At 48.6% G+C, this 26,655-nt stretch carries 20 protein-coding genes and 1 pseudogene; 11 read left to right on the top strand and 10 right to left on the bottom strand.

All coding sequences use genetic code 11. The features are described from left to right. Nucleotides 1–67 precede the first annotated feature (67 nt). The 3 genes from CWM47_RS18870 to CWM47_RS18860 all read right to left on the bottom strand — a co-directional run bounded on the left by CWM47_RS18870 (nt 68) and on the right by CWM47_RS18860 (nt 3,177). On the bottom strand, nt 68–1,411 hold the full coding sequence (locus CWM47_RS18870; protein WP_100989774.1) for a phosphatase PAP2 family protein: 1,344 nt from the start codon (nt 1,409–1,411) through the stop codon (nt 68–70). A gap of 267 nt (nt 1,412–1,678) precedes the next feature. Continuing rightward, nucleotides 1,679–1,963 carry a hypothetical protein gene (locus tag CWM47_RS18865; RefSeq protein WP_100989773.1) on the bottom strand — a complete coding sequence of 95 codons (285 nt, stop codon included), beginning with the start codon at nt 1,961–1,963 and terminating at the stop codon, nt 1,679–1,681. Between the two features lie 122 nt (nt 1,964–2,085). Next, nucleotides 2,086–3,177 carry an SDR family NAD(P)-dependent oxidoreductase gene (locus CWM47_RS18860; RefSeq protein ID WP_100993945.1) on the bottom strand — a complete coding sequence of 364 codons (1,092 nt, stop codon included), beginning with the start codon at nt 3,175–3,177 and terminating at the stop codon, nt 2,086–2,088. A gap of 266 nt (nt 3,178–3,443) precedes the next feature. Here CWM47_RS18860 and CWM47_RS18855 point away from each other — a divergent pair, with 266 nt between their 5' ends. Both CWM47_RS18855 and CWM47_RS40060 read left to right on the top strand, forming a co-directional pair. After that, on the top strand, nt 3,444–4,019 hold the full coding sequence (locus tag CWM47_RS18855) for a cupin domain-containing protein (protein WP_317046634.1): 576 nt from the start codon (nt 3,444–3,446) through the stop codon (nt 4,017–4,019). Between the two features lie 12 nt (nt 4,020–4,031). Then, nucleotides 4,032–4,211, top strand: a pseudogene (locus CWM47_RS40060) (cupin domain-containing protein); the annotation flags it as partial. Between the two features lie 27 nt (nt 4,212–4,238). Here CWM47_RS40060 and CWM47_RS18850 read toward each other — a convergent pair. The 3 genes from CWM47_RS18850 to CWM47_RS18840 form a co-directional block, all read right to left on the bottom strand. Then, a complete protein-coding gene (locus tag CWM47_RS18850; protein WP_240625336.1) occupies nt 4,239–5,150 on the bottom strand; it encodes an alpha/beta hydrolase in 912 nt (303 codons plus the stop codon). Nucleotides 5,151–5,374: 224 nt separating this feature from the next. After that, nucleotides 5,375–5,830, bottom strand: a complete 456-nt coding sequence (locus CWM47_RS18845; RefSeq protein WP_100993944.1) for a YybH family protein — start codon at nt 5,828–5,830, stop codon at nt 5,375–5,377. A gap of 103 nt (nt 5,831–5,933) precedes the next feature. Beyond that, nucleotides 5,934–6,626 carry a YMGG-like glycine zipper-containing protein gene (locus CWM47_RS18840; protein WP_100993943.1) on the bottom strand — a complete coding sequence of 231 codons (693 nt, stop codon included), beginning with the start codon at nt 6,624–6,626 and terminating at the stop codon, nt 5,934–5,936. A 282-nt stretch (nt 6,627–6,908) separates the two neighbouring features. On the opposite strand from CWM47_RS18840, the gene CWM47_RS18835 reads away from it, so the two are divergent. Next, entirely contained in the window at nt 6,909–7,406 is a 498-nt protein-coding gene (locus tag CWM47_RS18835) for a DinB family protein (protein WP_100989771.1), read from the top strand. Nucleotides 7,407–7,528: 122 nt separating this feature from the next. Here the strand turns inward: CWM47_RS18835 and CWM47_RS18830 are convergent, their stop codons facing one another. Together CWM47_RS18830 and CWM47_RS18825 are read right to left on the bottom strand one after the other, a co-directional pair. Beyond that, a complete protein-coding gene (locus CWM47_RS18830) occupies nt 7,529–8,671 on the bottom strand; it encodes a DEAD/DEAH box helicase (RefSeq protein WP_100989770.1) in 1,143 nt (380 codons plus the stop codon). A gap of 196 nt (nt 8,672–8,867) precedes the next feature. Beyond that, nucleotides 8,868–10,211, bottom strand: coding sequence for a DEAD/DEAH box helicase (locus CWM47_RS18825; RefSeq protein WP_100993942.1), 1,344 nt, complete (start codon nt 10,209–10,211; stop codon nt 8,868–8,870). Between the two features lie 238 nt (nt 10,212–10,449). Between CWM47_RS18825 and CWM47_RS18820 the strand changes: the two genes are divergently transcribed. The 8 genes from CWM47_RS18820 to bla all read left to right on the top strand — a co-directional run bounded on the left by CWM47_RS18820 (nt 10,450) and on the right by bla (nt 21,636). Next, nucleotides 10,450–12,315, top strand: coding sequence for an outer membrane protein assembly factor BamB family protein (locus CWM47_RS18820; RefSeq protein ID WP_100989769.1), 1,866 nt, complete (start codon nt 10,450–10,452; stop codon nt 12,313–12,315). 91 nt (nt 12,316–12,406) lie between these two features. Continuing rightward, entirely contained in the window at nt 12,407–13,732 is a 1,326-nt protein-coding gene (locus tag CWM47_RS18815) for a DEAD/DEAH box helicase (RefSeq protein WP_100989768.1), read from the top strand. A gap of 186 nt (nt 13,733–13,918) precedes the next feature. After that, the gene (locus tag CWM47_RS18810; RefSeq protein WP_100989767.1) at nt 13,919–15,283 is read left to right on the top strand and encodes a hypothetical protein; all 1,365 of its coding nucleotides are present in this window, start codon (nt 13,919–13,921) and stop codon (nt 15,281–15,283) included. Then, nucleotides 15,283–16,557, top strand: coding sequence for a tetratricopeptide repeat protein (locus CWM47_RS18805; RefSeq protein WP_100989766.1), 1,275 nt, complete (start codon nt 15,283–15,285; stop codon nt 16,555–16,557). Before CWM47_RS18810 ends, CWM47_RS18805 begins: the two co-directional genes overlap by 1 nt. A gap of 85 nt (nt 16,558–16,642) precedes the next feature. Then, nucleotides 16,643–17,758 (top strand): aminotransferase class I/II-fold pyridoxal phosphate-dependent enzyme, encoded by a 1,116-nt coding sequence (locus CWM47_RS18800; RefSeq protein WP_100989765.1) that lies wholly within the window; start codon nt 16,643–16,645, stop codon nt 17,756–17,758. Between the two features lie 241 nt (nt 17,759–17,999). Next, on the top strand, nt 18,000–19,181 hold the full coding sequence (locus CWM47_RS18795) for a cystathionine gamma-synthase family protein (RefSeq protein WP_100989764.1): 1,182 nt from the start codon (nt 18,000–18,002) through the stop codon (nt 19,179–19,181). A 30-nt stretch (nt 19,182–19,211) separates the two neighbouring features. Then, the gene (locus tag CWM47_RS18790; protein WP_100989763.1) at nt 19,212–20,540 is read left to right on the top strand and encodes an amidohydrolase; all 1,329 of its coding nucleotides are present in this window, start codon (nt 19,212–19,214) and stop codon (nt 20,538–20,540) included. A gap of 46 nt (nt 20,541–20,586) precedes the next feature. Beyond that, nucleotides 20,587–21,636: a class A beta-lactamase gene (gene bla, locus CWM47_RS18785; RefSeq protein ID WP_100989762.1), complete on the top strand. Its 1,050-nt coding sequence runs from the start codon at nt 20,587–20,589 to the stop codon at nt 21,634–21,636. Between the two features lie 219 nt (nt 21,637–21,855). Here bla and CWM47_RS18780 read toward each other — a convergent pair whose 3' ends face one another. Then, nucleotides 21,856–23,724: a proton-conducting transporter transmembrane domain-containing protein gene (locus CWM47_RS18780; RefSeq protein ID WP_100989761.1), complete on the bottom strand. Its 1,869-nt coding sequence runs from the start codon at nt 23,722–23,724 to the stop codon at nt 21,856–21,858. Between the two features lie 9 nt (nt 23,725–23,733). After that, nucleotides 23,734–26,229, bottom strand: a complete 2,496-nt coding sequence (locus tag CWM47_RS18775) for a YbcC family protein (RefSeq protein ID WP_100989760.1) — start codon at nt 26,227–26,229, stop codon at nt 23,734–23,736. Between the last annotated feature and the right edge of the window lie 426 nt (nt 26,230–26,655).

Genomic DNA, 26,655 nt, shown 5'->3' with positions numbered 1-26,655 from the left:
ACCCGTGCCACGGCATCCTACTAATTCACGAGGTTGCTGCGGCACGGGTTTAAGCAAAAGGCCAATTTTATTTACGCACAATTTGTGATGACCCATCTGCGCCGTCCTGCCTTGCGCGTTTTATAACCTCCTCCCCTACCTTATGGCCCATGTCAAGGCCAACGACGTTATCGATTCTGAAATGAACACCACCTTCAAAACGTGATTCGGCCGCTTCTTTCGCTTTATCCAGAAAATACTGCGCGTCTTCCGGAAATAGATACCCCAGTACGGTGGCCCGGGCGCTGGAGATTGTCGCGTGGCCGGACGGATAGCTGGGATGCGGAGGAGTACCCATTAGGGGCGGCACATAGGTTGTGTCATACTGATCGGGGCGAATGGACCAGTAGGTGTATTTGGCATCCCAGCAGGCAATATAGCCATCATTAGCCGCTATGCTCACCAGAGCGTATGCACGGGCGGCCTGTGGCGCATCGAGGTGTAGATTATGTTCAAACAGTTTTCGATCAATCTCACCTCCCCAGAAGTCATTATTGGCCCAGTAAACCGCACGATAGATGGAGCGGGGTGTCTTTTTAAACTGTTTAAGCTCCTTCATATCCGCAACTGGTTCAGGGGGCGGCCCCGGCCTGAATTGATTGCCTGCCGCGAGCACCCACGGTTTGCAGGCCCCCATCATGGGGTCAATGGGTGGACGTTTGTCGTTCCACAAGCCCGTACCGGTAGGGCGTTTTCCATCCCAGACCGCATCAGCACCATCGGTTTTGGCCAGGGCAATAACCGCTTGAGCCACCCGCTGTCCCAGTTCGAAACCAGCTTTGCTATCGCTCGGATAGACCACACCAGCCAGCACCCGCGACCGACATGCCTGCTCGGCCACCTGCCGGATCGAATCAGCTTTGGCCGGAAACAAATACCCCAATATGGCCGATGCCGCCCCGGCTGCCACCGCATGTTCGCAGGGATACGAAGGGCTGTCGAGGTTAGTTAAATAGGGAATCAGGGCTTTATTTCGCGTTGATGGGCGTGGACGATGGTATGTATATTTTGTTTGCCAGGCAGCAACGGTTGCATCATATATAGCAATATTCATCAAGGCTTTTCCGCGTATCCAGGCGGGCGGAAACCCATTATTCAACTTCTCGATGGCGGTCTGCCAGCGATAGCCCGGTGCACCTGCATTCCAGTAATTTATACGTTGAATAGCCGCAGAATCACGCTGACGCTGGGCTGTCAGCAATTCCTTTTCTTCGGATAGCGTAGCTGTAGCGTTGGGCGGGGGAGGTAGTCGATATGCTTCGCCGGATGGAATTACCCATGTTTTCCATGAACCCGCCCGCTGGTCAATCTGAGTGGGGTTTCGGTTTATGGTCAGTAAGCCTATGACGAGCAACAATAGAATAGTCTTCATTAATAGTAGAGTTTGGCGTTACATCAAAATTAACACGACTATTCATCTCCACTTAGCGCATAAATACCTTTAACAACAAGGGTTTATACTGATTTTTTGCTGGCAAGCCAACGGCTTTGCATATACCAGCCCTCCCCCAATAAATGGCGTTACTGAAAAGGCCTGATTGTTCAGAAGGGGAATAATAACGCACTTACTACAGGCCGAAATGCATAAACGCCCGGTTTGTATAAACCGAGCGTTTATGCATTTTATAAAAAGGTCTTACTAGATTTTCTCTTTCACGACTTTAGCATCCTTCTTGGCGCGATCTTTCATCAACTCGCCTTCCTTTTTTACCCGATCTTTACGAGCTGCCTTAAGTGCATCTTTATCGCCAGTCGCTTTGGCGGCTTCGCGTTCCATTTTATTCGCTTTCAAAGCGGCTTTGTCACCGGCTACTTCAGCTTTCGCTTCAACAACATCGGCTTTTTTCTTCATTTTACTATCCTGAGCCTGCGCGGCAGTCAGGGTTAATGCAAGGGCAGCAAAAACAACAAGTACTTTTTTCATAACATTTGTGGGCCTAAACCCATTAGTGAGTGATTTGATAACCAATTTCTATTCAGTCATTTCTGAACAGATTCAGTAACTAAACACAAAATCGCTGCTGTTGTTTGAAGTCGGTTATCCAGTTAGCTGTCGAACTCATTATTCCGTTCGGCGGCCTGGTCGGTAAGCGTTGTCAGCACCGACTCGGAGAGGGTGGTTTCGCTATCTTTTCCCAAAGCCCGCTGTTCGCCAATGCCGCCGGGATCAGGTAGCATATTATTTACGATAGCCATTGTCTCGGCCATCAGATTCGGGGCCACCCCCTGAATGGCAGCGCCAACTTTGGCGGATAACGTAATCGTTCGCTCAGCTTCACCATAGCGGCAGGCCTCCACAATTTCGCGGGCCGCATCTACAGAATCCATAGTAAAGAAAGGTATTGAATCACTGATTTTGAAAGCCGCGTATTCTTTCTCATTCTGGCCCTTAAAAATGGCATTGCGGGGACTACCGGTACGCATTAGTCCGGGACAGATTGTGGTGACGTAAATTCCTTTGTTCAACAACTCCGCGCGTAACCCTTCCGAATAGCCGACCATAGCGAATTTACTTGTCGAATAAGGCAACAAATGCGGCACCGCCAGCTTCCCGCCAATCGACGTTATATTCACAATACGGCCCCGCATGGAGGTGCCCGGCATGGAGGTGCCCGGCATGGATTTGCCCCGACTTTCTGCACCCTCTTTTTGGGACAACATTTGTGGAAGCACCGCATTTATCATATAAAACGACCCCCAGAAATGCGTCTCCATTGCCTGTCGGAAATCGTCTTCGGTAGCGTGTTCGTAAGGCGTTACTATGATTATCCCGGCATTATTAATGAGCACATCAACAGGACCAAGTGCCTGCCGAACATTTTCGGCGAAGTGTTCTACCTGAACTTTATTCGTAACATCGCAAACCTCTGTATAGACAGAAATCCCAAATTCGTTAAGCTCGGTCTCAGCGCGGTCGAGTTCGTCGGCGTCGCGGGCGCAGATGGCCAGATTTGCGCCCTCTTCTGCCAATAAACGGGCTAATTCAAGGCCCAGCCCCCGCGAGCCGCCCGTTATCAAAACCGTTTTGCCACTGAAATCAATTTTACGTTTCTGAGCAAGCGCTGCTTTAACGGCTGTCCAGGCGCCTATGCCGGCAAGTCCCCACAAAAGGGCTTTGGTTGGAATGGAAACACTCATGGTTTGTTCATATCGTTGAACAACCATAACCTTCCGTCTAAATGAAGGTTATGGTTTGTTCATATCGTTGAACAACCATAACCTTCATTTAGACGGAAGGTTATGGTTGTTCAACGATATGAACAAATCCTACCCACCTAACTGCCCTATGGCAGCAGTGCAATTATTGCCAAAAATCTATTGCAGCGACAAGAGCACCGGTTACCAACCGCCTGCGAGTAATCGGGCTACGCAATCTACTTTGTAAGGCAGAAACTGGCCTGCTTATGAAACTCCTGATCGTTTCCTTTTTCACCTTTGGTATTTTACTCAAACCGGACCCGATGCAACCCATCGTATCGAAAACCTATGCGTGGGCCGAGTTACCCATAACGAGGAAACCGGCATCCGAGCAAAGGGCCATTCTGGAAGGTACAGCAACTGACTTCCAACACATTGAGATTCATGCCACGACGTTGCCACCTCATCAGGCTCCCCATCCGGCACATAAACACGATGATGAAGAACTGATTATTATTAAAGAAGGAAAGTTGACCGTTACTATTGCCGGACGAACAAAAACGCTCAGCGCCGGCAGTATCGCGCTCATGATGCCGGGCGACGAACATGGGTTCAATAATCAGGGTGACTCTGCGGCTACTTATTACGTGATGCGCTATGCATCGAAAGAACCTGTCGATGCCGAACGAGGCAAAAAAGCAGGCGGTTCTTTCTGGATCGACTGGAACGGGGTAACCTTTCAGCCACACGATAAGGGAGGAATCAGGCGCATGTTCGACCGGGCTACTGCCATGACCAGGCGTTTTGAGATGCATGTAACAACGCTCAACCAGGGCTTATAGAGTCACCCACCCCATACGCATCGGGCGGCTGAAATCCTGCTTATGATGGACGGCTCGGCTCAGGAAAGCATAAATGGCAAGTTGCATCCGGCAGCACCGGGTGACCTTATCTATCTGGAATCCAACGTCCCACACGCAATCCAGAACACAGGTAAGGGCACATGCACCTACTTCGCATTCCAGTTTGAGTAGTTCCGATTGATAGCTTTACAACTTTATTCACTTCCCCGCTCCAACAAGTACCAAAAGCTCCCGGTAAATAATGTTGTGCTGCCAGAACAATTGCGTAACCATAGGAATATGCTTTTTATGGGGCAACACCTTGTAATCATGTTTTATCTTATGCTCCTGAAGCAGTTTATCAAAACGCCGGGAACTATCAGTAATACTGGGATAGGTTCGCTCTCCCGAGTACATCAGCATTGGGGGCGTATGGTCACTGACGTAATATATGGGCGACACCGCACGCCAAATCGCCGGTTCTTTTCCGTAAGGAATCAGGTATTGCTGGTCGTTGGAATACTCCATTTTGGTTAGGTAATCGAACATGTCCAGACCAGCAGGATCATCAAGAATGGCTCCCTTTACAGGATTTTTCGACATACCAAGGTTTGTAAATAGTTGATCGTTGGTGGCTAACAAAGCAGCAAGCCCACCCCCAGCCGAATGCCCCATCACAAAAATTCGGTCGGGATCACCACCATAATCGGCAATGTGCCGGGTAGTCCATTTCACTGCCTGGGCACAATCGTCGGCCATAGTGGGTACCAAAACGGCGGGCGCAAGCTGATAATTGATAATCACGGCAACAACGCCCTGTTTAGACAACCGACGTCCAATAATTGAATAAATATCCTTATTACCGCTGTTCCAGCTGCCGCCATGTATAAACATCACCACAGGCCGTTTGGCGGTGCCGACTGATTTCCGGGGGGTATAAACATCGAGTAAATGCCGTTGGGCATCAACGCCCGGCGCGTTTGTTGTCACATACGAAATGTCTTTTATCCGCCGACCAGGACGAGCGATAGCATATTCATTTAAGCACAGCAATACGATAAATACAAGAACCAGGCTGGTCGGAATCTGCCAGAGTAACCGAAGAAAGAGCATGTTGGGGAATCGAGTCATTACACTGGTAAGCTACACATTTGCCGATTAAATATAGACATTAATTGGCAATGCTGGCGCGGGTCACGCTGACGCACTGGCCCTTACACTGGCACGGGTATTTACCCGTGCCTTTACATATAGCAAGCCGGTCCGGCGTCCCGGTTCGCTTGCGTCAGTACATACTGACTTCATGAAAAGGCACGGGTAAATACCCGCGCCAGTCTGCCAGTAAAAATCGCTCCTTAATTCTTGGCCTGCACCGGCAAATCTTCAAGTTGTGCGTAGCTGAGTTTCCAGGTGCCATCATCACCTTTTTTCCAGAGAAGCATAAAATTTCCTTCGCCAAAAGCTTTGGGCTGTTCCGGCTCGTTGGTTAGTACATCGACGGCAAAGGTACCTGCTTCATAGGCCACGTGCGTATCGACTGCAGAACTAACGACATTGGTTTTCAAATTCGCAAGGGTTGGCAGCGTTGCCTGTACCCATTGCTTAGCCACGTCCGACTTACCTTTATAATGGACATTCCCTTGCAGGAAATCCACATCCTCTGCCAGAAGTGCCGTTATTTTATCGGCGTTTTTATTGTTCCAGGCGTCAATAAACTGCCGGTCCAGATCCTGAACATTAACAGCATCGCCCGATGGCGAACAAGCCGTAAAAAGCATAGTGACAAGTACTATTCCAAATGAATATTTCATATACATTGATTATAAAGTTAGTGAGTGAAAAGCACTGGTCATTGAGCGACGTTTGTAAAAGCGTCGCTCAATGACCAGAAAAAAACAGGATTAGCTCAGGTGATTACCAGCTTTTGCGCCGGTATTCAGACATACCATACGGAGCGGTTGGATCACCGTAGGTTTCATTTTGCAGATAGCCTGCCGGAATTACGTAGGATGGCACCGTTGTATTTGCAGCCAGCATTGCCACTGGCTGAACGACGGCGCCCGGTTTGGGCGAAGCGACCGCAACAGCTTCTTTACTGTCCGTTTCCCGCTTATGTCCGGCAGCTCTGGCTGCAACAGCAGCATTGCGTTCGGCTTCGGCGCGCTCGGCTGCGGCCCGGTTAGCAGCGGCAATTTGGGCCGCTTCTTTTTTATTTTTATTGTCTTTAACCTTACCAATAGCATAGCCAGCAGCTCCACCGGCTACACCGCCAATAACACCACCGACTACGCGGTTCCGTTTGTTAATGATGGCCCCTGCGGCTCCACCAACACCTGCCCCTATGGCGGTTCCTTTGGCCTGTGGGCTCCAGCGTTTCTTACCCTGACTACCAACGGCATAACCACCTACGCCACCGGCAATACCCCCGATAACACCCCCTACAGCGCGGTTCCGTTTGTTGATAATAGCGCCCGCAGCCGCCCCAATACCGGTACCGATAACAGTTCCTTTCGTTTTAGGGCCCCAGTTTTGGGCCTTTGTCTCTATTGATTGACCCAGAATACTCATCAGGAGTACTAATGCAGTCATGTTGTGAATCGTTTTCATAGCGTCATTTTTGGTGAGAGATGTACGTATATACATCCAGTAATCAACTTAACTTTTTCTGCTATTGTTTACTCTGAGATTAATATTGGCCGCTTTGGTTTAAAAAGTAAGCTTGTTCCTGTTTATTTACAGTTATGCATTTACTGGCAAAAAGTGCCTTAGTTAATGAAAAAAGACATTTTTCACCAGCAGAAAAAATAATGAATTTTAGAAAAACACTACTGACATAGGGCTGTCAGTATCTGACCTTTACTTTGTATCATAAACCAAAATCAATAGCTTATGTCACTTATTCAAATGCTGGTAAAGGAAATGCAACAGGAAGCTCAGACGACCCGTAAAATGCTCGAACGGGTGCCGAATGACAAGTATGACTGGCAGCCACATCCAAAAAGTATGACCATCCGTCAGTTAACTACCCATATTGCTGATTTGCCCTCCTGGGTTGCTCTGGCGCTAACAACCGACGGACTTGATTTTGCGACCAGCCCCTATTCGCCAGAGCCTATCAACAACACGGACGAATTGCTGGATTACTTCGAGCGTTCGCTGGCTAATGGCGAAACGTCGCTGAGCAACGCTACGGATGATCAGCTAAACCCTATGTGGACGCTCCGTAATGGGGACACCATTTTGAGTAAAACGACCAATGGTGAAGTGATTCGGATGACCTTTTCACAGATCGTACACCACCGGGCGCAGTTAGGGGTGGATTTGCGCTTACTGAATGTCCCCATTCCCGGCAGTTACGGACCAAGTGCCGACGAGACGGGATTTTGATACTACTTAACTATCAGGGCATAAAAATGCGGTGGTATGGTTTAAAGCCATATCACCGCATTTTTATGCCCTGATAGAATTAAGCGTGCTAATCAACATAAAGCAATTTCTTAGCTTTTTAATCAGTAGCCCATCAAATCCAGGTCTTCGGTTTCGATCATATCGACTCGTTTGCCCATCTTTTTCTGGATGATTTTGAAATGATGCTCGTCTTCGGGGCAAATCAGCGAAATAGCTTCCCCTTCTGCTTCGGCACGTCCGGTTCGGCCAATGCGGTGAACATAATCTCTGGGGGAACGGGGAAGTTCGAAATTGATAACGTATGGCAACAACTGAATATCGATTCCTCTGGAAATCAAATCAGTAGCCACAAGGGCAACCAGCCTTCCGGCTTTAAATTTAGTGAGTGCATCCGTTCGGGCACCCTGTGTTCGGCCGCTATGAATAGCAGCCGCCTGAATACCATTTTTATTTAATTTAACGACTAAATTATCGGCCGTTCGGGTAGAGGATACGAAGATCAGCACCTGTTTCATCTCGTTCGTTTTGATCAGGTAGCGCAACAGGGGGCCTTTCCGTTCGGGGTCAACCCTATAGGCGATCTGCTTGATCAAATCCAGATTTTGCTCTTCCTCAACGATCTCTATTTTTACCGGATTATGCAGCAGGGCTGTATTGATATCCTGAATAGCATCGCCTAATGTTGCCGAGAACAGAATCGTCTGCCGATCTCGGGGCAAGCGGTCGAAGATCAGTTCCATTTCCTCTTCGAAACCGAGTTCCAGCATTTTATCGGCTTCATCCAGCACGAGGATGTCAACATCTGAAAGCTGTAGTGCGTTGGACGCCATCAAATCCAGCAATCGACCGGGTGTAGCCACAACGATTTCGGCATTTCGCAACGCCATCATCTGCGGGTTGATCGAAACCCCGCCAAACACGGCTACGGTCTTTACCGGACGGGGCAAGTTGGCGCCAAACGTCTGAAAAACCTCCGCCACCTGACCAGCCAGTTCGCGGGTTGGCACCAGGACGAGGGCCTTAATATATCGGTTTCTGGCTGCACTTTTCCGCTGAAACAACTCCAGAATTGGCAATACAAAACTGGCCGTTTTCCCCGATCCCGTTTTGGCAATCCCCAAAATATCTTTGCCCTGTAGAATAGCCGGAATGGCCTCTAACTGAATAGGATACGGCTTCGGATACTTTTGAGCGACAACTGCTTTAACGAGTGGTTTCGACAAACCGAGTTCTGAAAATGGCATAAAGAATGTGATGTAATTGTTATGTGTAGAGCGGTTGTTATATGTCCTAAAATGATCGTAAGAATTTGCCCCCCCCAACTTACCACCCCCAACCCCCTCCTAAAACAGGAGGGGGCTATGCCGAAGGGTACCCCGTTACTGAGCCCCCTCCTGTTTTAGGAGGGGGTTGGGGGTGGTAAGTTGGGGGAGGTAAACCCTACTTATCCCGTTTCTTCTTACCCCCTACCCGCTTGATTGGCCGACCATATTTCAGCATCTTTTCGGCGGCAATATCCCGACGAACGTTAACCTTCTGATTTTTAGCACTCTTCTCATGAAAAGCGGGACCAACGTCCTCCCGTTTGGGGATTTTGACTTCGATAGCCTTCATGTTTACTTTAGGCCTTTCGTCGTCGGTCAATTCGTCTGAAATGACCAGATTATCGGGCAACGGAACCACTGGAATCGGCTGGTTCATTAGCTGCTCAATAGCGTCCTGCTCCTCTTTTGCGTTCTCCGTGATAAAAGAAATTGCAATACCCGTCCGGTCAGCCCGACCTGTTCGTCCAATGCGGTGAATGTAATTCTCGGGCACTTCGGGTAAATCGAAATTGACCACGTGCGATACATCGGCCACGTCGATACCCCGCGCAATAATGTCGGTAGCGATCAGGATACGGTAAGTGCCCGCTTTGAAGTTATTGACGGCCTCAAAGCGTTTGTTTTGCGCTTTATTGGAGTGAATAACGCCCACCTGATCCGGGAAACCCGTTTCCAGTTCATCAAACAGGTCGTCAGCCAATTGTTTGGTCGCCACAAAAACCAGCACTTTTGTCATGGCTGCGTTTCGGTTTAGCAGCAGCGTAAGCAGGTTTATTTTCGTGTAAAAATTAGGTACCAGATAGGCCGACTGCTCAATCTTTTCCAGCGGGGTGCCCGTTGGGGCCGCTTCAACCCGAATGGGTTTGTTGAAATAGTCATTGACCAATTGATCAACATCGTCTGTCAGCGTAGCCGAAAAGAGCAGGTTTTGCCGTTTTGGGGGCAGCAAATCCAGAATAATTTTCAATTGAGTACGAAAGCCAAGATTCAGCATTTCGTCAAATTCGTCGATAACGAGTTTCTTGATCGCTTTCGTTTTCAAGCCACCAGTCAACATAAAATCGGCCAGCCGACCGGGGGTAGCGACCAGTATATCAAGTCCCTGTTGTACCTCTACCGTTTGTGCCTTCATGTTGACGCCCCCATATACGCCCACTACCACAAGGTTCATATAAGTAGTCAGCTTTTTAACCGCTTCCACAACCTGCACAACCAGTTCGCGGGTGGGCACGATGATCAGCATCTGGGGAATCCGGTCTTTGGAAAACTGAAACTGGCGAAGAGTAGGCAACAGATAAGCAAATGTTTTACCCGTTCCGGTTTGAGCAATACCGCACACATCCTGGCCGGACATAACAACCGAAAATACTTTTTGCTGAATGGTAGTAGGTGTTGTGTACCCCAGATCGTTGAGGGCGTTCAGGAGGGGTTTATTCAGATTCAGTTCGTCGAAAGTCATAGCCATACCAGTCAAATAGACTACGAAGGTAAGGCTATTCCCTGAGCCCACCACGTCCTGCGCGGGTCAAGCACCCGCCCGAACAACATCTCGCTCCACCTAAACCAACGTTTATCCAATAGAAACAGGCATTCGTCCTAAAAAGCTTTCTACCCTATCTATGTATCATACTTTTACTTTTCATTGATTACCTTTCATAAGGCCCAGTTATCAGTTGACTAACCGCTTCTTAATCAGTATGAATACCTCCTATCAACCGCAAGATTTCGCTATCAATAAACGCCTTGGGCTCATTTTTGTAAGCTCACTACTCTGGGCAACGACCTGTTTTGGCCAGACGCTCGACCCGGCCATTGCCAAATTGGGGCAACAGGTGTATATGACGACTTGCAACACCTGCCATAAGCCCGAAGCCTCTCTGAAAGCGCCGGGTCATTTTATCCTTAGTTCCATGCCGCCCCGCGCTATTCTGGCGGCTTTGGAAACAGGGAAAATGCGCGTGCAGGCTAAAGACCTTTCCGACGAGCAACGAAAAGCGGTAGCACAATGGCTATCCAATAAACCACTAACTGAAACCGTAATTCCGAAAGAAGCCTACACCCAATTCAAGCTGCCTGACGCGAAAAAAATAGCAATCACGCATACTGGCTGGGGTGGCGACCTCGAAGGGACGGGCTTTCGCACGGCCAAACAGGCAGGTATTACGGCTGCTTCCGTGGGCTCGCTCAAACTGAAATGGGCGTTTGCCTTTCCCGATGTCAATCAGGTTCGGAGTAAACCGGCTATCGTTGGCGACTGGCTGATTATGGGCACGCAGTTTGGCGATGTGTACTGCCTCAACAAACAGTCCGGCAAAATCGGCTGGCACTTTACGGCTAAGGCCGCCATTCGGGGGGTCATTCATGTGGTTCAGAAAACCAGTGGCCCGCAAGCTTTTTTTGCCGACAATGCCACTAATGTCTATGCGCTCGACGTAAAAACCGGCAAACTTTTGTGGGAGAAGCGAGTCGGTCAGCATTCACAAGCGGCCAATACGGGTTCGGTAGTGGTGTATGATAATATGGTGTACGTGCCTCTTACGTCGCTGGAAGTGGTTTCGGTGTTGATGCCCGGCTACCCCTGCTGCTCATCGTCGGGCGAGGTGGTGGCGCTCAATGCTCAGTCGGGCAATGAGGTGTGGCGGCACCGGGTCATTGCCGAAGAAGCAAAGGAGACAGGTAAAAAGAAAGATGGTACACCGGCCTACGGCCCAGCCGGTGGCATTGTGTGGTGCAGCCCAACCGTCGATACCAAACGTGGGTTGCTGTATATCGGTACCGGCGAAAACTACACTCATCCCGTTACGAACACGAGCGATGCCATTCAGGCGCTGAATCTAAAAACGGGTAAACTGGCCTGGAATTTTCAGGCAACCCAGAATGATGCGTGGAACATGGGCTGTCCCGGCGGCCCCAATTGCCCAGACAAACCGGGCAACGACCTTGATTTTGGTATGGCCCCTATTCTGGTGAAACAGCCAAATGGCAACGACATGCTGGTTGTTGGCCAGAAGTCGGCAATGGTGTATGGCCTGTCGCCCGATGATGGCAAACTGATCTGGAAAACGGCTGTTGGTCTGGGCAGTGCGCTGGGCGGTATTCACTGGGGCATGGCCACCGACGGCAAATATGTGTATGCAGCCAACGCCGACAATAAATATGCGCTATTCGGCAAGACGGACTCCCTTCATCGCCCGGCACCGGGCATTTATGCCCTTGAGGTTGCTACAGGCAAGCTGGTCTGGAAAACGGCCAGTCCGCCTTGTGGCGACAAAAAAGGCTGTATTGAAGCCAACTCAGCCGCCCCAACCGTGATTCCGGGCGTTGTGTTTGCCGGGGCGCTCGATGGACATATTCGGGCTTATTCGAGCATTGATGGTAAAATCATTTGGGATTATGATACAGTACATGCCTATGAAACGGTAAACGGCGTTCAGGGCAAAGGCGGCTCGCTGGATGGCCCCTCGCCGGTTGTGGCCGATGGTATGCTGTTTGTCAATTCCGGTTATGGGCTATTTGGCGAACTGCCGGGAAATGTGCTGCTGGCTTTTGAGGTCGAGAAGTAGTGCCGACCGCCCCGGTCGGGCGATATATAAAGATTGACTTGTCGCACCCAACCGAGACGGTCGGTACTACAAAACGGGTTACTTTTACGGGATGATAACCCCTCAGCAACAAGCAAACGTCCTGACAAGCCTAGGCATTGCGGCCTTAAATCCAATGCAGGAAGCCGCCCAAAAAGCCATTCTGCAAGACAATGATGCCTTTTTGATCGCCCCCACGGGTTCCGGCAAAACCATTGGCTTTCTGCTTCCGATTCTTAGCCTGCTCAAACCCGGCCAAACAAGCGTACAATGCCTTATTCTGGCCCCTTCCCGCGAACTGGCCATCCAGATTGAACAGGTCTGGAAGAAAATGGCGACGGGCTACAAAGTTAATGTGTGCTACGGCGGGCATCCGGTAGAGACTGAAATCAAAAACCTGAGCAATCCGCCCGCCGTTCTGATCGGAACACCCGGTCGTATTGCCGACCATATTACCCGCCGAAGTTTCTCGTTGACGGGTATTCATACGCTGGTGCTGGACGAATTCGACAAGTCGCTGGCACTGGGGTTCCACGACGAAATGGACTTCATTGTCGGGGGGCTGCGTAACCTTAAAAAACGTGTGCTGGTTTCGGCCACATCAGGCATCAGCATACCCGATTTTATCCGACTCAAATCACCTATTAAGCTATCATTCGAGGCTCCGGCTGATGAACAGACCGGCTTAACCACAAAAGTAGTTTACTCCCAATCGAAAGATAAAATCGACACGCTGTTTGATTTACTGTGTACGCTCGATTCCGAATCTGCCCTGATTTTCTGTAATCATCGGGATGCTTCCGAACGCACCAGCGAACTGCTGGCCGAACGGGGCATTCATTCGCTTGTCTATCATGGCGGCATGGAACAGGCCGACCGCGAACGGGCTCTTATCCAGTTCCGAAATGGCAGCACCCGCTACCTCGTCACGACGGATTTGGCCGCGCGGGGGCTGGATATCCCCGAAATGAAATACGTGATCCATTATCACCTGCCCTTGCAGGAACACGAATTCACGCACCGCAACGGCCGCACCGCCCGGATGCACGCATCGGGGACAGCCTATGTGATTCTATCGTCGGACGAGCAACCGCCGAATTATCTGGACGACTCACTCGAAGAATTTCATTTGCCAACAAAAAAACAGCCCTTGCCCAACCCGCCCGATTTTGTAACGCTGTATGTGAGTGGTGGCAAGAAAAACAAGCTCAACAAAGTTGACATCGTTGGTTTTTTCTCGCAAAAAGGCGGCCTTGAAAAAGGCGATCTTGGCCGAATCGACGTACAGGATTTCATTTCGTTTGCAGCAGTAAAACACGAGAAAGTACCCGCGCTATTGGCAAAAATCAGCCAGGAAAAGATGAAGGGCAAGAAGTATAAAATTGAGGTAGCGCGGTAAAGCAAGGTAGTTTACATACAGTTCAGAACGTGATACTACGAAACCTCCTAGTAACCAAATTGTACTTCTGGTTTGTACGTTCATAAATGATCACACAACATCCTGATGTGCGTCACCAAATGCGTGAAACATCCGATTTTACTTGCAGGAAATTCAAACTGATTACTTTTGTAAAAAAAGAGATACATGAAAAAGGCAACGCGGATGGACGAGATTGATGCGGCCGTTAATAAGTTGGAACCTGTGACGCCGAACGACGAATTCTACGTCGATTTCAAGAACCTCAGAGGAGACTTTCAGGAGCGTGATGTTATGCGCATTCTGAACGTAACAAAACCCGATGGTCACTACCGCTTCAATTATCAACCTAATCGTTCAAACAAAACATTACTCTTTCTGGCAGGTATGCGCGGTTCCGGCAAAACATCCGAACTAGCTAAATACGCCCAGTTATTGCACTCTCCCGACTGCTTTTTTGTCGTCACCTGCAACGTCGATGAAGAATTGGACATGGATAATGTTCAGTATATGGACATTCTTGTTTTTCAGTTAGAGAAATTACTTCAAAAAGCCGCCGAAGTAGATTTAAGCGTAAGCGACGACATACTTGAAAGCATGAACCAATGGTTTCAGGAACGCGTAAACGAGATTAACCGTAGCCTGAAAGCCGAAGGAAATGCCGAACTGGAAGTCGATAATGACAGCCCGTTCTCGGTTGCAGGTCTACTGGGTAAATTATTGGGTGTTACGACCAAACTCAAACTTGGCCTTTCTGGCAGCTACGAACGGGCCGTCGCTATTCGCACCACTATTAAAAACCGTTTTCCAGACTTTTCCATCAAATTCAATACGTTCATTGAACAAACCAACGAACAATTAAGACGAGAAGGGAAAGGCCAGGAAGTGCTGTTTATTGTCGACGGGCTCGAAAAGACAATGAGTGCGACAACCCGACGGGCCATTATCATGGATGAGTCAAATCGTATCCGGCAAATTAAAGCCAATACGATTTTTACCCTACCCATTGAGCTAATGAAGGAGGAGCAGCACATTCGTAATTTTAGTGAGATCATCACCTTCCCCTTCATCAAAATTATTGACCGTGATGGCAGTATCGTTCATGAAGCTATTGAGCGGTTTGAAGAGTTCGTCTGTAAACGGGTAGCTGTAGAGTTATTCGACTCTCCCAAAACCATTCATTTGGCCATTCACTATAGTGGAGGATCGCCCCGACAACTGCTTCGGATCATCGAACAGGCAGGTTGGCAGGCCGATACGAATGTTGGACAGATTACAAATGAGAATATGCAGCGGGCCATCGACAAACTCGGCAACGCTACCGCCCGCTATCTCGAACCAGCTGACTTTTCCATCCTGAAAACGCTCAAAACCGATTTGGATGCAGGAAACCCAATTGGCTTCGACAGTTCTAGTCAAAATCTTCTGGAAAAAGAAATCATTTTTGAATACAACGATGGCACCTATAAGCGGGTGAATCCCCTGTTGGAAGTGTCTAGATTATACCAGCACCGCGTTGTTGGAGAAGCCTGATGGAATCACAATTCGATGATGAACTCCTGCAATTAAAAAATGCACTGCGCCAGCAGACATTCCGGTTTATTCTAATCGGGCACAACCGGTATAGCCTGTATAAAGACATTGCCGATTGGCTCCGCACTACGTTTCCTGATCGCCCACCGGTTGAATTACGCCTGGCCGATAAAGATTATCGCCACATCAACGATGAGCTATTGGCCGTAAAAAAAGGCATCGTACTCATTCCTGACTTTGGCTGGCTTTTCCGGGAAGGTAACGAGTCTATTTGCGTGGCCTTCAACCAACGCCGGGATGCCTTTGCCCGCCTTGACATCGCACTGATCTGCTTCATAGAACCAAGTCAATATATACAGGTGCCGAAGAAAGTACCCGACTGGTGGTCCCTGCGCTCCCTTGAATTAGACTTTTATAGGGAAGCGCCCGACAGGGCTACTGATTTTATAAGCCCAGAATCAGAATCTTCATCTTTAGGAGGCCAGACGAGAGAAGAAAAACAAGCCGAAATTCAACGACTCCTCCGGCAAGTTACCACAACTGAACCCGACAATCAGCTACTTCTAGCTTCACTTTACTCTCAATTGGCAACGTTGTCTTTTGTGCTCTCTGACTACGAAGAAGCATATACCTATTTGCAAAAAACATTGATGATTATGCAGCAGATAGGTGACCGGCAGGGGGAAGGAAGGGCCCTGAATAACATCAGCCAGATTTATCGAGCCCGAGGAGACAATGAGCAGGCCTTGCAGTATTTACAACAGAGCCTGGCGATTCAACAGGAAATAGGTGACCGACGTGGTGAAGGAGCGACGCTGAATAACATCAGCCAGATTTATCGAGCCCGAGGAGACAATGAGCAGGCCTTGCAATATTTACAGCAGAGCTTGGCGATCCGACAGGAAATAGGTGACCGACGTGGTGAAGGAACGTCGCTGAATAACATCAGCCAGATTTATCGAGCCCGAGGAGACAATGAGCAGGCCTTGCAGTATTTACAACAGAGCCTGGCGATTCAACAGGAAATAGGTGACCGACAGGGTGAAGGAGCGACGCTGAATAATATGGGTGCCATTTATTTTAATGTTGATCAAAACATTGATAAAGCTTTCCCCTTACTGCTACGTGCTTTCAATATATTCGTCGAGATTGGTTCACCTAATGCTGAAATAACCAGAGGTTATCTTGATAGAACTCAAGAGCAAATCGGCGAAGAAAAATTCAATCAGATCGTTCAGTCAATACAAAACAATTCGGAAAACTCAGTAGACTAAGCCTATACAGAACTGGTCAAATCCGTTTGCACATAACTGGCGACAAATGGCTACTTTAAGCCCTCGAAGCCCACCAGACCCATGTATGCGCTACACCCGAATGCCGATTGAAATCGAATCGCCGGAAGAAATTGGCTATTCAACTATTCAGTATAATCTGGCTGAAAGCTCCGTTCGCGATAGTAAATTAAACGAACTCAACCTTAATCTGGGTGAGTTGCTTTTGTGTTACGGGCACCATCGGGGCCACCCGGACTTACTTGACTGCATTGCCAGCGAGAGCGCCGTGTTGACGCCCGCCGATGTGCTGGTTTGCAGCGGTGCGGCTACGGCACTGTTTATCATTGCCACAACCCTGCTCAGTGAAAACGACCATATGGTTGTTGTACGGCCCAATTACGCGACCAACCTCGAAACGCCACGGGCCATCAACTGCGAAATGAGCCTGATTGACTTGACGTTCGAGGAACAGTTTGTTCTGAATGTCGACCAGGTTCGGCAGGCTATCCGGCCCAACACGCGGCTCATCAGCATCACCAACCCGCACAATCCAACGGGCACGATTGTCCCGGAAACGACCCTGAATGAACTGGTAGCTCTGGCTGAAGCGCACAACTGCTACCTGCTGGTAGACGAAACGTACCGCTACCTGAATTTTCAGACACCGCGTATCCCCTATCTGGCCGAAAAAAGCAGGAACGTAATTTCGGTGAGTTCGCTGTCGAAAGCGTTTGGCGTGCCGGGCATTCGCATCGGCTGGATCATCTGCCTCGATACGTCGCTCATGCACCGGTTTCTGGCCGCAAAGGAGCAGATCATGATTACAAACTCGGTGGTGGATGAACAGATTGCGGTACATATTTTACAAAATCAGGCCAGCCGACTTGCCGAAGCACACAGGCATATTCGAACGAACTTTGCGATTACCAAGCAATTCTTCGCGCAAACGCGCTACCTCGACTGGGTAGAACCCACAGCGGGCGTCGTTTGCTTCCCGCGTCTGAAAGCCGGTTACACCCTTGATACCGACACCTTTTACCCCTCTCTTTTTGCTACTTACCAAACTATTGTCGGACCGGGGCACTGGTTCGAGCAAGACAAAATATACATGCGCATCGGCTTCGGCTACCCCGGACCGGATGAACTGACCACGGGTCTGCTAAACATTGAACGCTGCCTGAAAGAGCATATAACGGAGTAAAGCAACTCCTTTTTTGTGTATTATTACCTCTCACTCAACTTGTTGCCGAAAATCAGCCTGACAACTCAGCAGGTCATTATTTTTCGGCAATAAAAAGTAGATATAGTACAATACAACCAAAATATCACGGAGCCAGGGTAATTTCCCTAAGAGGAAATAAAAAAGCCTCTGTGAACCTCATTTTTCTCAGCGTATCTCTGTGTAATAACCGTGCATCTCTGTGACATAACTTTATAAACGAATGGATTTTTCGAAGTACAAAAAAAGTACCGCGTCCGTATGGGCCGGAGAAACCGACCCGTTACCCAACGGTGCCGTTACAACCCCCATTGTCAAGAGCGTTGCCTTTGCCTATCACGACCTCGATGAGTGGCATAATGTGGCAACCGGCAAGGCTGAAGGCTACATCTATAGCCGCAACACCAACCCTACTGTTCACGTACTCGAAGAAAAAATCCGGATTCTGGAAGGAGCCGAAGCGGCTACGTCCTTTGCTACCGGCATGGGCGCTATCAGCAACACCTTATTTGCCCTGCTTGGACCCGGCAAACGAGTGGTTTCCATCAAAGATACATACGGCGGTGCCAGTCGGCTCTTTCTTGACTTCCTCCCCCGTTATCAGGTAAACGTTACCCTCTGCGGTACTACGGACTTTGACGAAATAGAAGCCGAAGTAGCCAAAGGCTGCGACGTTCTTTACCTCGAAACGCCCACCAACCCGACACTCAAAGTCGTCGATATAGCCCGACTGGCAGCGGCCGCTAAAAAAGTGGGGGCCGTTACGGTAGTCGACAACACCTTTGCCACACCCATCAACCAGAACCCGCTGGCACTGGGGGCTGACCTGGTTGTCCATAGCGCCACCAAGTTTCTGGGCGGCCATTCCGATGCGATGGGTGGCGTATTGTGTGGCACTAAAGAACTCGTTGAGAAAGTGTTCCAGTTTCGGGAAATTAACGGGGCGAGCCTACAGGCCGATGCCGCTTACATGATCGCCAGAGGCATGAAAACGCTGGAACTGCGCATTGAGCGGCAAAATGCTTCAGCCCTCACCATAGCCCGTTATTTGAAAGCGCATCCAAAGGTTAGTGACGTATTTTATCCGGGTCTCGAGACGCACCCCGGCCATGACGTTGCCAAAAAACAGATGTCGGGGTTTGGCGGTATCATGAGTTTTTCGCTGGTTGGCAGCTACGACAACGTGAAGAAGTTTCTGCCAAAACTCCAGTTTGTACATCTGGCCGCCAGTCTCGGCTCGGTGAGTACGCTGGCTGGCCCACCAAGAACCACCAGCCACGTTGAGCTGACGGAAGAGCAACGCAAACTCCTTGGCATACCCGAAAGCCTGATTCGGTACTCTGTTGGTATTGAGAACGTAAGCGATCTGCTTACTGATCTGGAGAGTGCACTGGCTACTCTGTAATCTATTTGTACGAGACAGCATCCTTCCGCCATGCCCAACTTCTATAAGTTACTCACTAGTTACCTGCTGACGGGATTACTATCGTTTTCCAGCTTTGCTCAAGTCGGTTCTGCGCCCGGAACGAACATTCTACTGACCCGAATGGACAAAACTGCCGATGGGCTGACCCAAAAAGTCATTGACTGGCGACGCGATATTCACCAGAATCCCGAACTGGGCAATCGTGAGTTTCGCACGGCTGCTAAAATAGCTGCTCACTTGCAGGCACTAGGCATAGACGTACAAACCGGCGTGGGAAAAACGGGTGTAGTCGGTTTACTCGTTGGTGGCAAGCGCGGCCCGGTTGTGGCTCTACGGGCCGATATGGACGCCTTGCCCGTAACTGAACGGGTCGATTTGCCCTTCAAGTCAACGGTCACGACCGAGTATAACGGCAAAAAAACGGGCGTCATGCACGCCTGCGGCCACGATTCGCATGTGGCTATGCTCATGGGTGCAGCCGAAGTGCTGGCATCCGTTCGAAGCGAGTTGCGCGGAACCGTCAAGTTTATTTTCCAGCCCTGTGAGGAAGGACCGCCAACTGGTGAAGAAGGGGGAGCCAAGCTCATGGTGAAAGAAGGCGTTCTGGATAATCCAAAAGTTGATGTAATTTTCGGCCAGCACATTGCTTCGGGTAACGACGTAGGCACATTCACCTATCGTCCCGGTAGTGTCAGTGCCGAGAATGACATCTTTCGCATAACTATCTACGGCAAGCAAACGCACGGTGCCGCGCCCTGGTCTGGCGTTGATCCGATTGTAACGGGTGCCCAGATCATCATGGGTTTGCAAACGATCATCAGCCGGAACATGCCCCTCACCGAACATGCCGCCGTATTGACCATTGGGGCCTTTCATGCCGGTAACCGGGAGAACATCATTCCCGAAGAAGCCACCATGATCGGCACCATCCGCACGCTCGACACCACCATGCGAAATACCCTTTACAAGCGGATAAAAGAGGTCGTAACGAGCGTTGCCAAAAGTGCGGGCGCTACGGCCGATGTATCGATCAATATGGAAGATGCGATGCTGGTCAACAACAAAGAGCTGACCGCAAAGATGGTACCTACGTTACAATCATTGGCGGGTATGACCAATGTGCTGTTAGTCCCCTCGGGCATGGGTTCGGAAGATTTTGCGTATTTCGCACAGAAAGTGCCCGGTTTCTTTTTCAGTACGGGTGCCCGACCGAAAGACAAAAAGCCGAACGAAATCCCACACCATACCCCCGATTTTCAAATTGATGAAAGTAGCTTCACTAATGGCGTAAAAGCTCTCTGCCACCTGACGGTGAACTACATGGATCAGAAAAAGTAGCGCGGCCGTAAGGCCGTATAGCCTATATCTTTAAAACCTCTCTACAATGAACTTAACCCTCCCTAAAATCACCTCCTTACTACTAGGCTTATTACTGCTCATCAACAGCCTGAGCGTTGCCCAACCTGTTACAACTGGACAAAAAGATATAGCTACGCAACGGCTAAATCAGGAACTGGAACGCATCGCGGCACTGGCGAAAGGTCAAGTGGGCATTTGTGCCCTGCACCTCGAATCAGGGAAACAGGTGAGTTTGAACCTACAGGAACGATTCCCAATGGCGAGTACGGTAAAGGTCGCCATTGCCGTACAACTGTTCACGCTGATCGAGCAGGGCAAATTGTCGCTGATGACGATGGTCGATTTACAACCGTCCGATTTGCACCCCGGCAGCGGCACGCTGGATGTTCTCTTCGCCAAACCCGGCGTTCAACTGTCTGTCCAGAACCTGCTGGAATTGATGATGGTCATTAGCGATAACTCGGCAACGGATATTCTCCTTCGGTTGGTGGGGGGTACACAGGCCGTTCAGAACCGGTTGAAGACGCTGGGCATTCAGGGTATGTCTGTCGACCGAACCATTATCCAATTAATTGCCGACCTCGAAGGTATCACGCTACCGCCTTCCAGCCAGTGGACGCTCGGTTTTTACGCAAAACTGGATAGCACTACTACGCCGGAAACAAGACGGGCTGCAGCTGCCAGACTCAAAATAGACCCGCGTGACACCTCAACCCCCGATGCGATGGTCAATCTATTAACCCAAATCTACCGCGGTACGGCCCTCAAACCCGAAAGTCGGGCGCTGTTGCTAGGCGTTATGGAGCGTTGCCGGGGTGGAGCCGCCCGACTCAAAGGCTATCTACCGCCTAATACAGTCATTGCCCATAAAACGGGGTCGTTGGACGGCAGTGCTACAGACGATGTTGGCATCATTACCTTACCGGGCGATGCGGGTCATATTGCCATTGCCGTTTTTGTCGGCGACTCGCCCATGCCCCTTGCCGAACGGGAGCAAACAATAGCACACGCAGCTCGCTCAATCTACGATTACTTTTTGTACCAGCCTGCGGTGGTGTCGAATACGGTCAAATAATTCGGTTAATTAGGAATCGAGGAAAGCTTTCTAAAATAAACCTCACTGAAGGATTTTTAACCACAGAGGCACAGAGAACACAGAGGTTAAATGGGCGAGCTTTTATCCCATTTAACCTCTGTGTTCTCTGTGCCTCTGTGGTTAAAAATCCTTTAATGAGGTTTAAGAACCCGACACCACGGAAAAGCTTACTAAAACAAGCTCAAAAAATACGATCAATCAATACGATCGGTAGGCCATTTCGTACATCGACTTTTCGTATGGGCCGAGGAATATCCGAGCATAGATTCGAATAATAGCCAGCCCATCAATAATGAAACTTAGCGATGTAAAAAGCGCAAGAATCGCCTGGTTCTCGTGGATATGACTAAACATCAAATCCTCGCCAATAAACGTGGGCGTAATTGGAAACCCAGATACGCCCAAACAGGCGAGCAGGAATACAAATGCCAGTTTCGGGTGCTTTTTTGAATAGCCATGAAACTGTTGCAGGTTTATACTCTTCTCAATAAATTTCAGGCGGCTCAGGCAAACAAACCCGGTAACACCCGCCACAAAAACACCACTTAAATACAGTAGGCCCTGTGAGTAATTGAACGTCTCATTAAACGAAATTGCCAACACCACGAAAAAGTGATTCATGATCGTTAATAGCCAGGCTACACGCGCTCGTTTGCGCTTTGTAAATGATTTCATAACCAAAACCAGCGCCGTAAACGAAAAAGTAACAGGCAAATAAGCGGATATTGATTCTGGAATAATTTCCCGATTGTACAGGCAGAATAAGCCAATTAAATAAAACGGCACAAACACGAATAATAACCTATTCAACGTAAAGAAATTTAACCGATTGCCCAGCCATTTTACGGGGTTCCATAAATACCGATACATCATCGAATCCAAGTTCCATTCCTTAATACCCAGCATATAAAATGTGTAGGCAAGTTTTTTAGGAATAAAATCCTCCACCGACCGCTGTGTCTTATAAAACGTGTAGAACTGCTCCCGAATCAGGTAGCTCACGACCGATGGTGAAACCAGCAATTGATAGGTTCTCAGGAAGGCATTACCGGCAAAGTGGAACAGCGCAAGGCTTTCCAGACCAGCCGCTACTTCAATAAACATCAGCCCAATCTGGGCAATGGAAGCATAGGCAATTTGTGCTTTGATAGACGATTGCACTCTGGCAATTCCCGACGCGACAATGGTTGTCGTTAGCCCTATGACAGCAATCAGAATACGAACGGAAGTTTGCTGCTCCCAGAAAGGGAAGGTCCTGAGTAACAGAAAAACACCCAGATGAACCGCCAGTGACCCATAAAATATAGCGCTGGATGGGGTTGGCCCTTCCATAGCTCTGGGTAGCCAGGACGAAAAAGGTAATTGAGCCGATTTTGCCGATGCCGAGGCCAGAATCATCAGTGAGATAAATACGCCAATGAGACTGTGGGTCTGCAAATGTTCATGTACCCGCGCATAATCACCAAGCTCAATAAACGTAACATTTTCGTGCCACAGGTGATGACTCATCCACATAGCCAGTAATAAACCAACATCACCAATTCGGTATACAGAGAATACTTTTACTGCATTTTTTACTGGTAGATATTTATTCCGATAAAACGCAATCAGCAGAAATGAAGATATACCCAGTATTTCCCAACCAATGAAAAGTGTTTCAAAATTGCCGGAGAAAATAGTGATGTTATACCCCATGTAAAAAAATAGGATCGTCGTAAAAAACCGTTTGTAGCCATCCTCTCTATGTAGATAATAGCGACTATAAACGGTCACTAAAAATGTAAGAATAGAGCCAACTAATAGGTAAACTGCCGTAATTCCATCAAAATAGAAGTCGATTAAAAACTCATAATCAGCCGCGTGCAGCAAAACAATATCTTTAAGGTTCAACTCTGGATGTCCATTAAATAGCCAGTCAGCGATAAAGCCAATGGCGAGGATAAAATGTAACCCAACAAAACCAAAACACGTCCAGGAAATGAGTATTTCCTTTTTTTCGGGAATTAGCAGAATAACTAAAAATCCAAGTATTGGTAGTAAAATAAAAAACTGAAGAAGGAATGCCATGTGTTGATCCTAAGAGAGTATATAAATTGGAAGGTCTTCCTGGTGCGTTTCGATCAAAGGTGTAATGTTTGATACCGTATCGACGTGATGAATCGCGGAATGGTATTCTGTAAACTCGCCCTCTTTAAACACATAAATTTTTTGTGTGTCAGGATCGATAACCACTAAATGAACCCACTCATTGATAAACCATTCATAGGTGGCATATAATCGTTTGATAACATCCAGAACAAGGCCGGGAAACTGCTCAATAACAAACAACATGCGCACAGGATCATGTACTTCAATCATTTGGCTCGGTAATCCCGGTCGCAAATCGCCGTCCATTCCGTTGGCTACGCCAATGAGGCCCATCACATTGTGCGGCAGTTTCGTACCCGCGCCTAACTGCTGGTTATCTACGCGCGAAAAGAAATACTCAAGGTTTATACCGCCACAAACGGGAGCCGCAGCTTTAAGAATGTTGAATAGATAGATTCCATCCGGGTCGACCCGATAATCGTACGAATTCAGGAATGACCGCCTGTCCAGAAATAACCCTTTCGATAACGACCGACGGCCCACAATGGTCAGCGCATTAGTGGCGTGATTGAGTTCAGGGCGAGGTTCGAATAAGGAAACCGACCGCTCCCGGACTTTATTGTGGATTTGTTTTGGACTTAGTTTACTATTGATCGACTCGAACCGTCTCGACCGCTCTTTTGCATTGGAGTCCAGCGCAGTTGTAAAGGTCTCTTTGTTTTTCTGATGCTTTTCCAGGTTCTCCGGCGACAGTGAAGCCTCATCAAAAAAAGCAATATCATCGCGGGTGGTGTCGTGCAGTGCGCCGATAAACTGGGTTGTGTCCGGAATCATTAGCCCTCTTTCGCCAAGAATTGCTCTTACTTTCGGGTGGTTGGCCATGTACGACAGGGATCGCGCATTTACCGACCCGGCCCGGCCCGAACAGGCACCACAATCATAGGCCGCGTAGTGTGGGTTGTTGATACTGCTTGCGCCGTGCCCAACGACATAAATAATCGTGGCAAAGTCGTCAACCAGCCCGATACTCTTCAATAGACCTTCTACACGAGCCGCCATTTCGTCGATGGTGTACCCAATTTGCAGCCCATTTTCGATATCCTCTACGTGTTGATTTTCAATCGTAAGCGTAGATAAATGGTCCATGTGCTTAAACGACGAAGCAGCCGCCGGACTCATGGTTGGTTTAAAAATATTCAGTATCAAACGAAAAGCCGACCAGAAACCCAGTGTTTGAGAGATCAGCCAACCGCTATGAAACGAATGAGCATGCTTGTTAAAGTGAAAGTCCTGCTGACGTTTATTGGTAACCCCAGTCTCCTTTATTAAATGCTTGGGCGAGATAGGAACAGGGCAAATCTTGGTGTAATATTTCCCGTCTTCGGGCTGAAAGAAGCAGTCAACGCCAAAAAAACCCGGCGTACCAAAGGTTGCGCAGGCAGGGTCAAACTCCTCCAGGTAACGCCGAAATGAACACTCCCGGTCATCAATGCAGAACATAGCCTGAAAACTCTTGTCGGCGATACGTATCTCATTATGTACTTCCAGTTCAAGTCCGGCAATGACTTGATCGTAATAACTCCACTCAAATGCGTCCTGCCAGATGGTACGCACTTCACTTTGTTCGGTATCAGGCGTGTCGGCAAAAAGGGCTACGGGTCTGTGTTTCAACCAGCTCCCCAGAGGAGTCCACTTGTTCTTGTGATGATACTCAAGCGCGTCGATTTCCAGCAGAAGTTCGAATACAATCAGATCATGCAGGGATATTTTGCGGGCATCGAGCAGGGTTTCGGGCAACTCCTCAACCACACTTACCAGACCGGACCAGCCCGAATGGGCAAATTGCTGATCGAACAGGTAATGTTCGTACAGCGACTCATCGCCAATCAGCCTGTCGAGTAAGTCTTTAATACCGCAACTCGTATTTAGAAAAAGGTCTTTAACCTGGCTGGTCCTGAAAACACTGGTGAAGCTGTTCGTTTCCAATTCACGCATGGACGACAGGAAATCTTTATCACGAATCGGGAAGTTCCAGATCGAAATGCCCTGATCGAGGTAACTGCACAGGATTCGGAAAAGAATGGGGTGAACCAGAGAATCCAGATCGACATAGTACTCTTTCTTCCAGTTAGCCCGAAGCGAACCCACGCGCGGCTGGTGAGCCAATGGATAAGGCTTGTTCAGCATAATTTCTGTCCACTCATGCGCTCGTTTTTCGCCCTTGTGCTGGACTATAATGCGCTGAAGAACGTCCGCCCGTATACGTTTTGACACATATAGTGATCGAAATTCATCGATGGAAAGCGAAACTTTATAACCAAATATTTCAGAAGCTTTTTGTAGGGCTTTGGTAAACGTTAACTCCTGAAAAGAGTGCAAGGTATTATGGTGAACAAAGTCTTTTAAAGGGGCCTGAGCGGGCAAGAAATGCTTCAACTCATGAAGCACGTTATGTTCATCAAATAAAGAGTTGGGCATATTCATAGCGAAAGCAACGGTGTGTTTATAAAAAGGCAGTAAACATCCTACCTATATTGATGACGGAACGTGTATTCTACAACTTCTGAACAGGAAAACAACAGCGGTAATCGCTGGCTCAATCACCAACATCGCTTATAAGAAAACAATCAACCCCTGGCCTACTAACAGGTAAAAGCCTGAACAACGTAAGCTTTTCAGGTGTCGTCTGGGATATCAAGTGCTGTTCTATCTACTTTAATGTTGTTTAAGTTAAGTTCAGGCAGAAGCACGAGCCAAACTTTTTCATACCATTTTAATGCATTTCTAAGATTTCTCCGAAACAGTCAATTTAATCTCAGTAAAAGCAAATTGCCTCTAATCTATTTTTAATACTTTTAACAATAAATTAATCCTTATAAAATCGTTAATTCTGCGCTAAAAAGTGACATA

Source organism: Spirosoma pollinicola, from assembly GCF_002831565.1.
GTDB lineage: Bacteria > Bacteroidota > Bacteroidia > Cytophagales > Spirosomataceae > Spirosoma > Spirosoma pollinicola.
The sequence above is the reverse complement of the archived record's forward strand: the minus strand, read 5'-3'. Positions and strand labels throughout refer to the sequence as shown.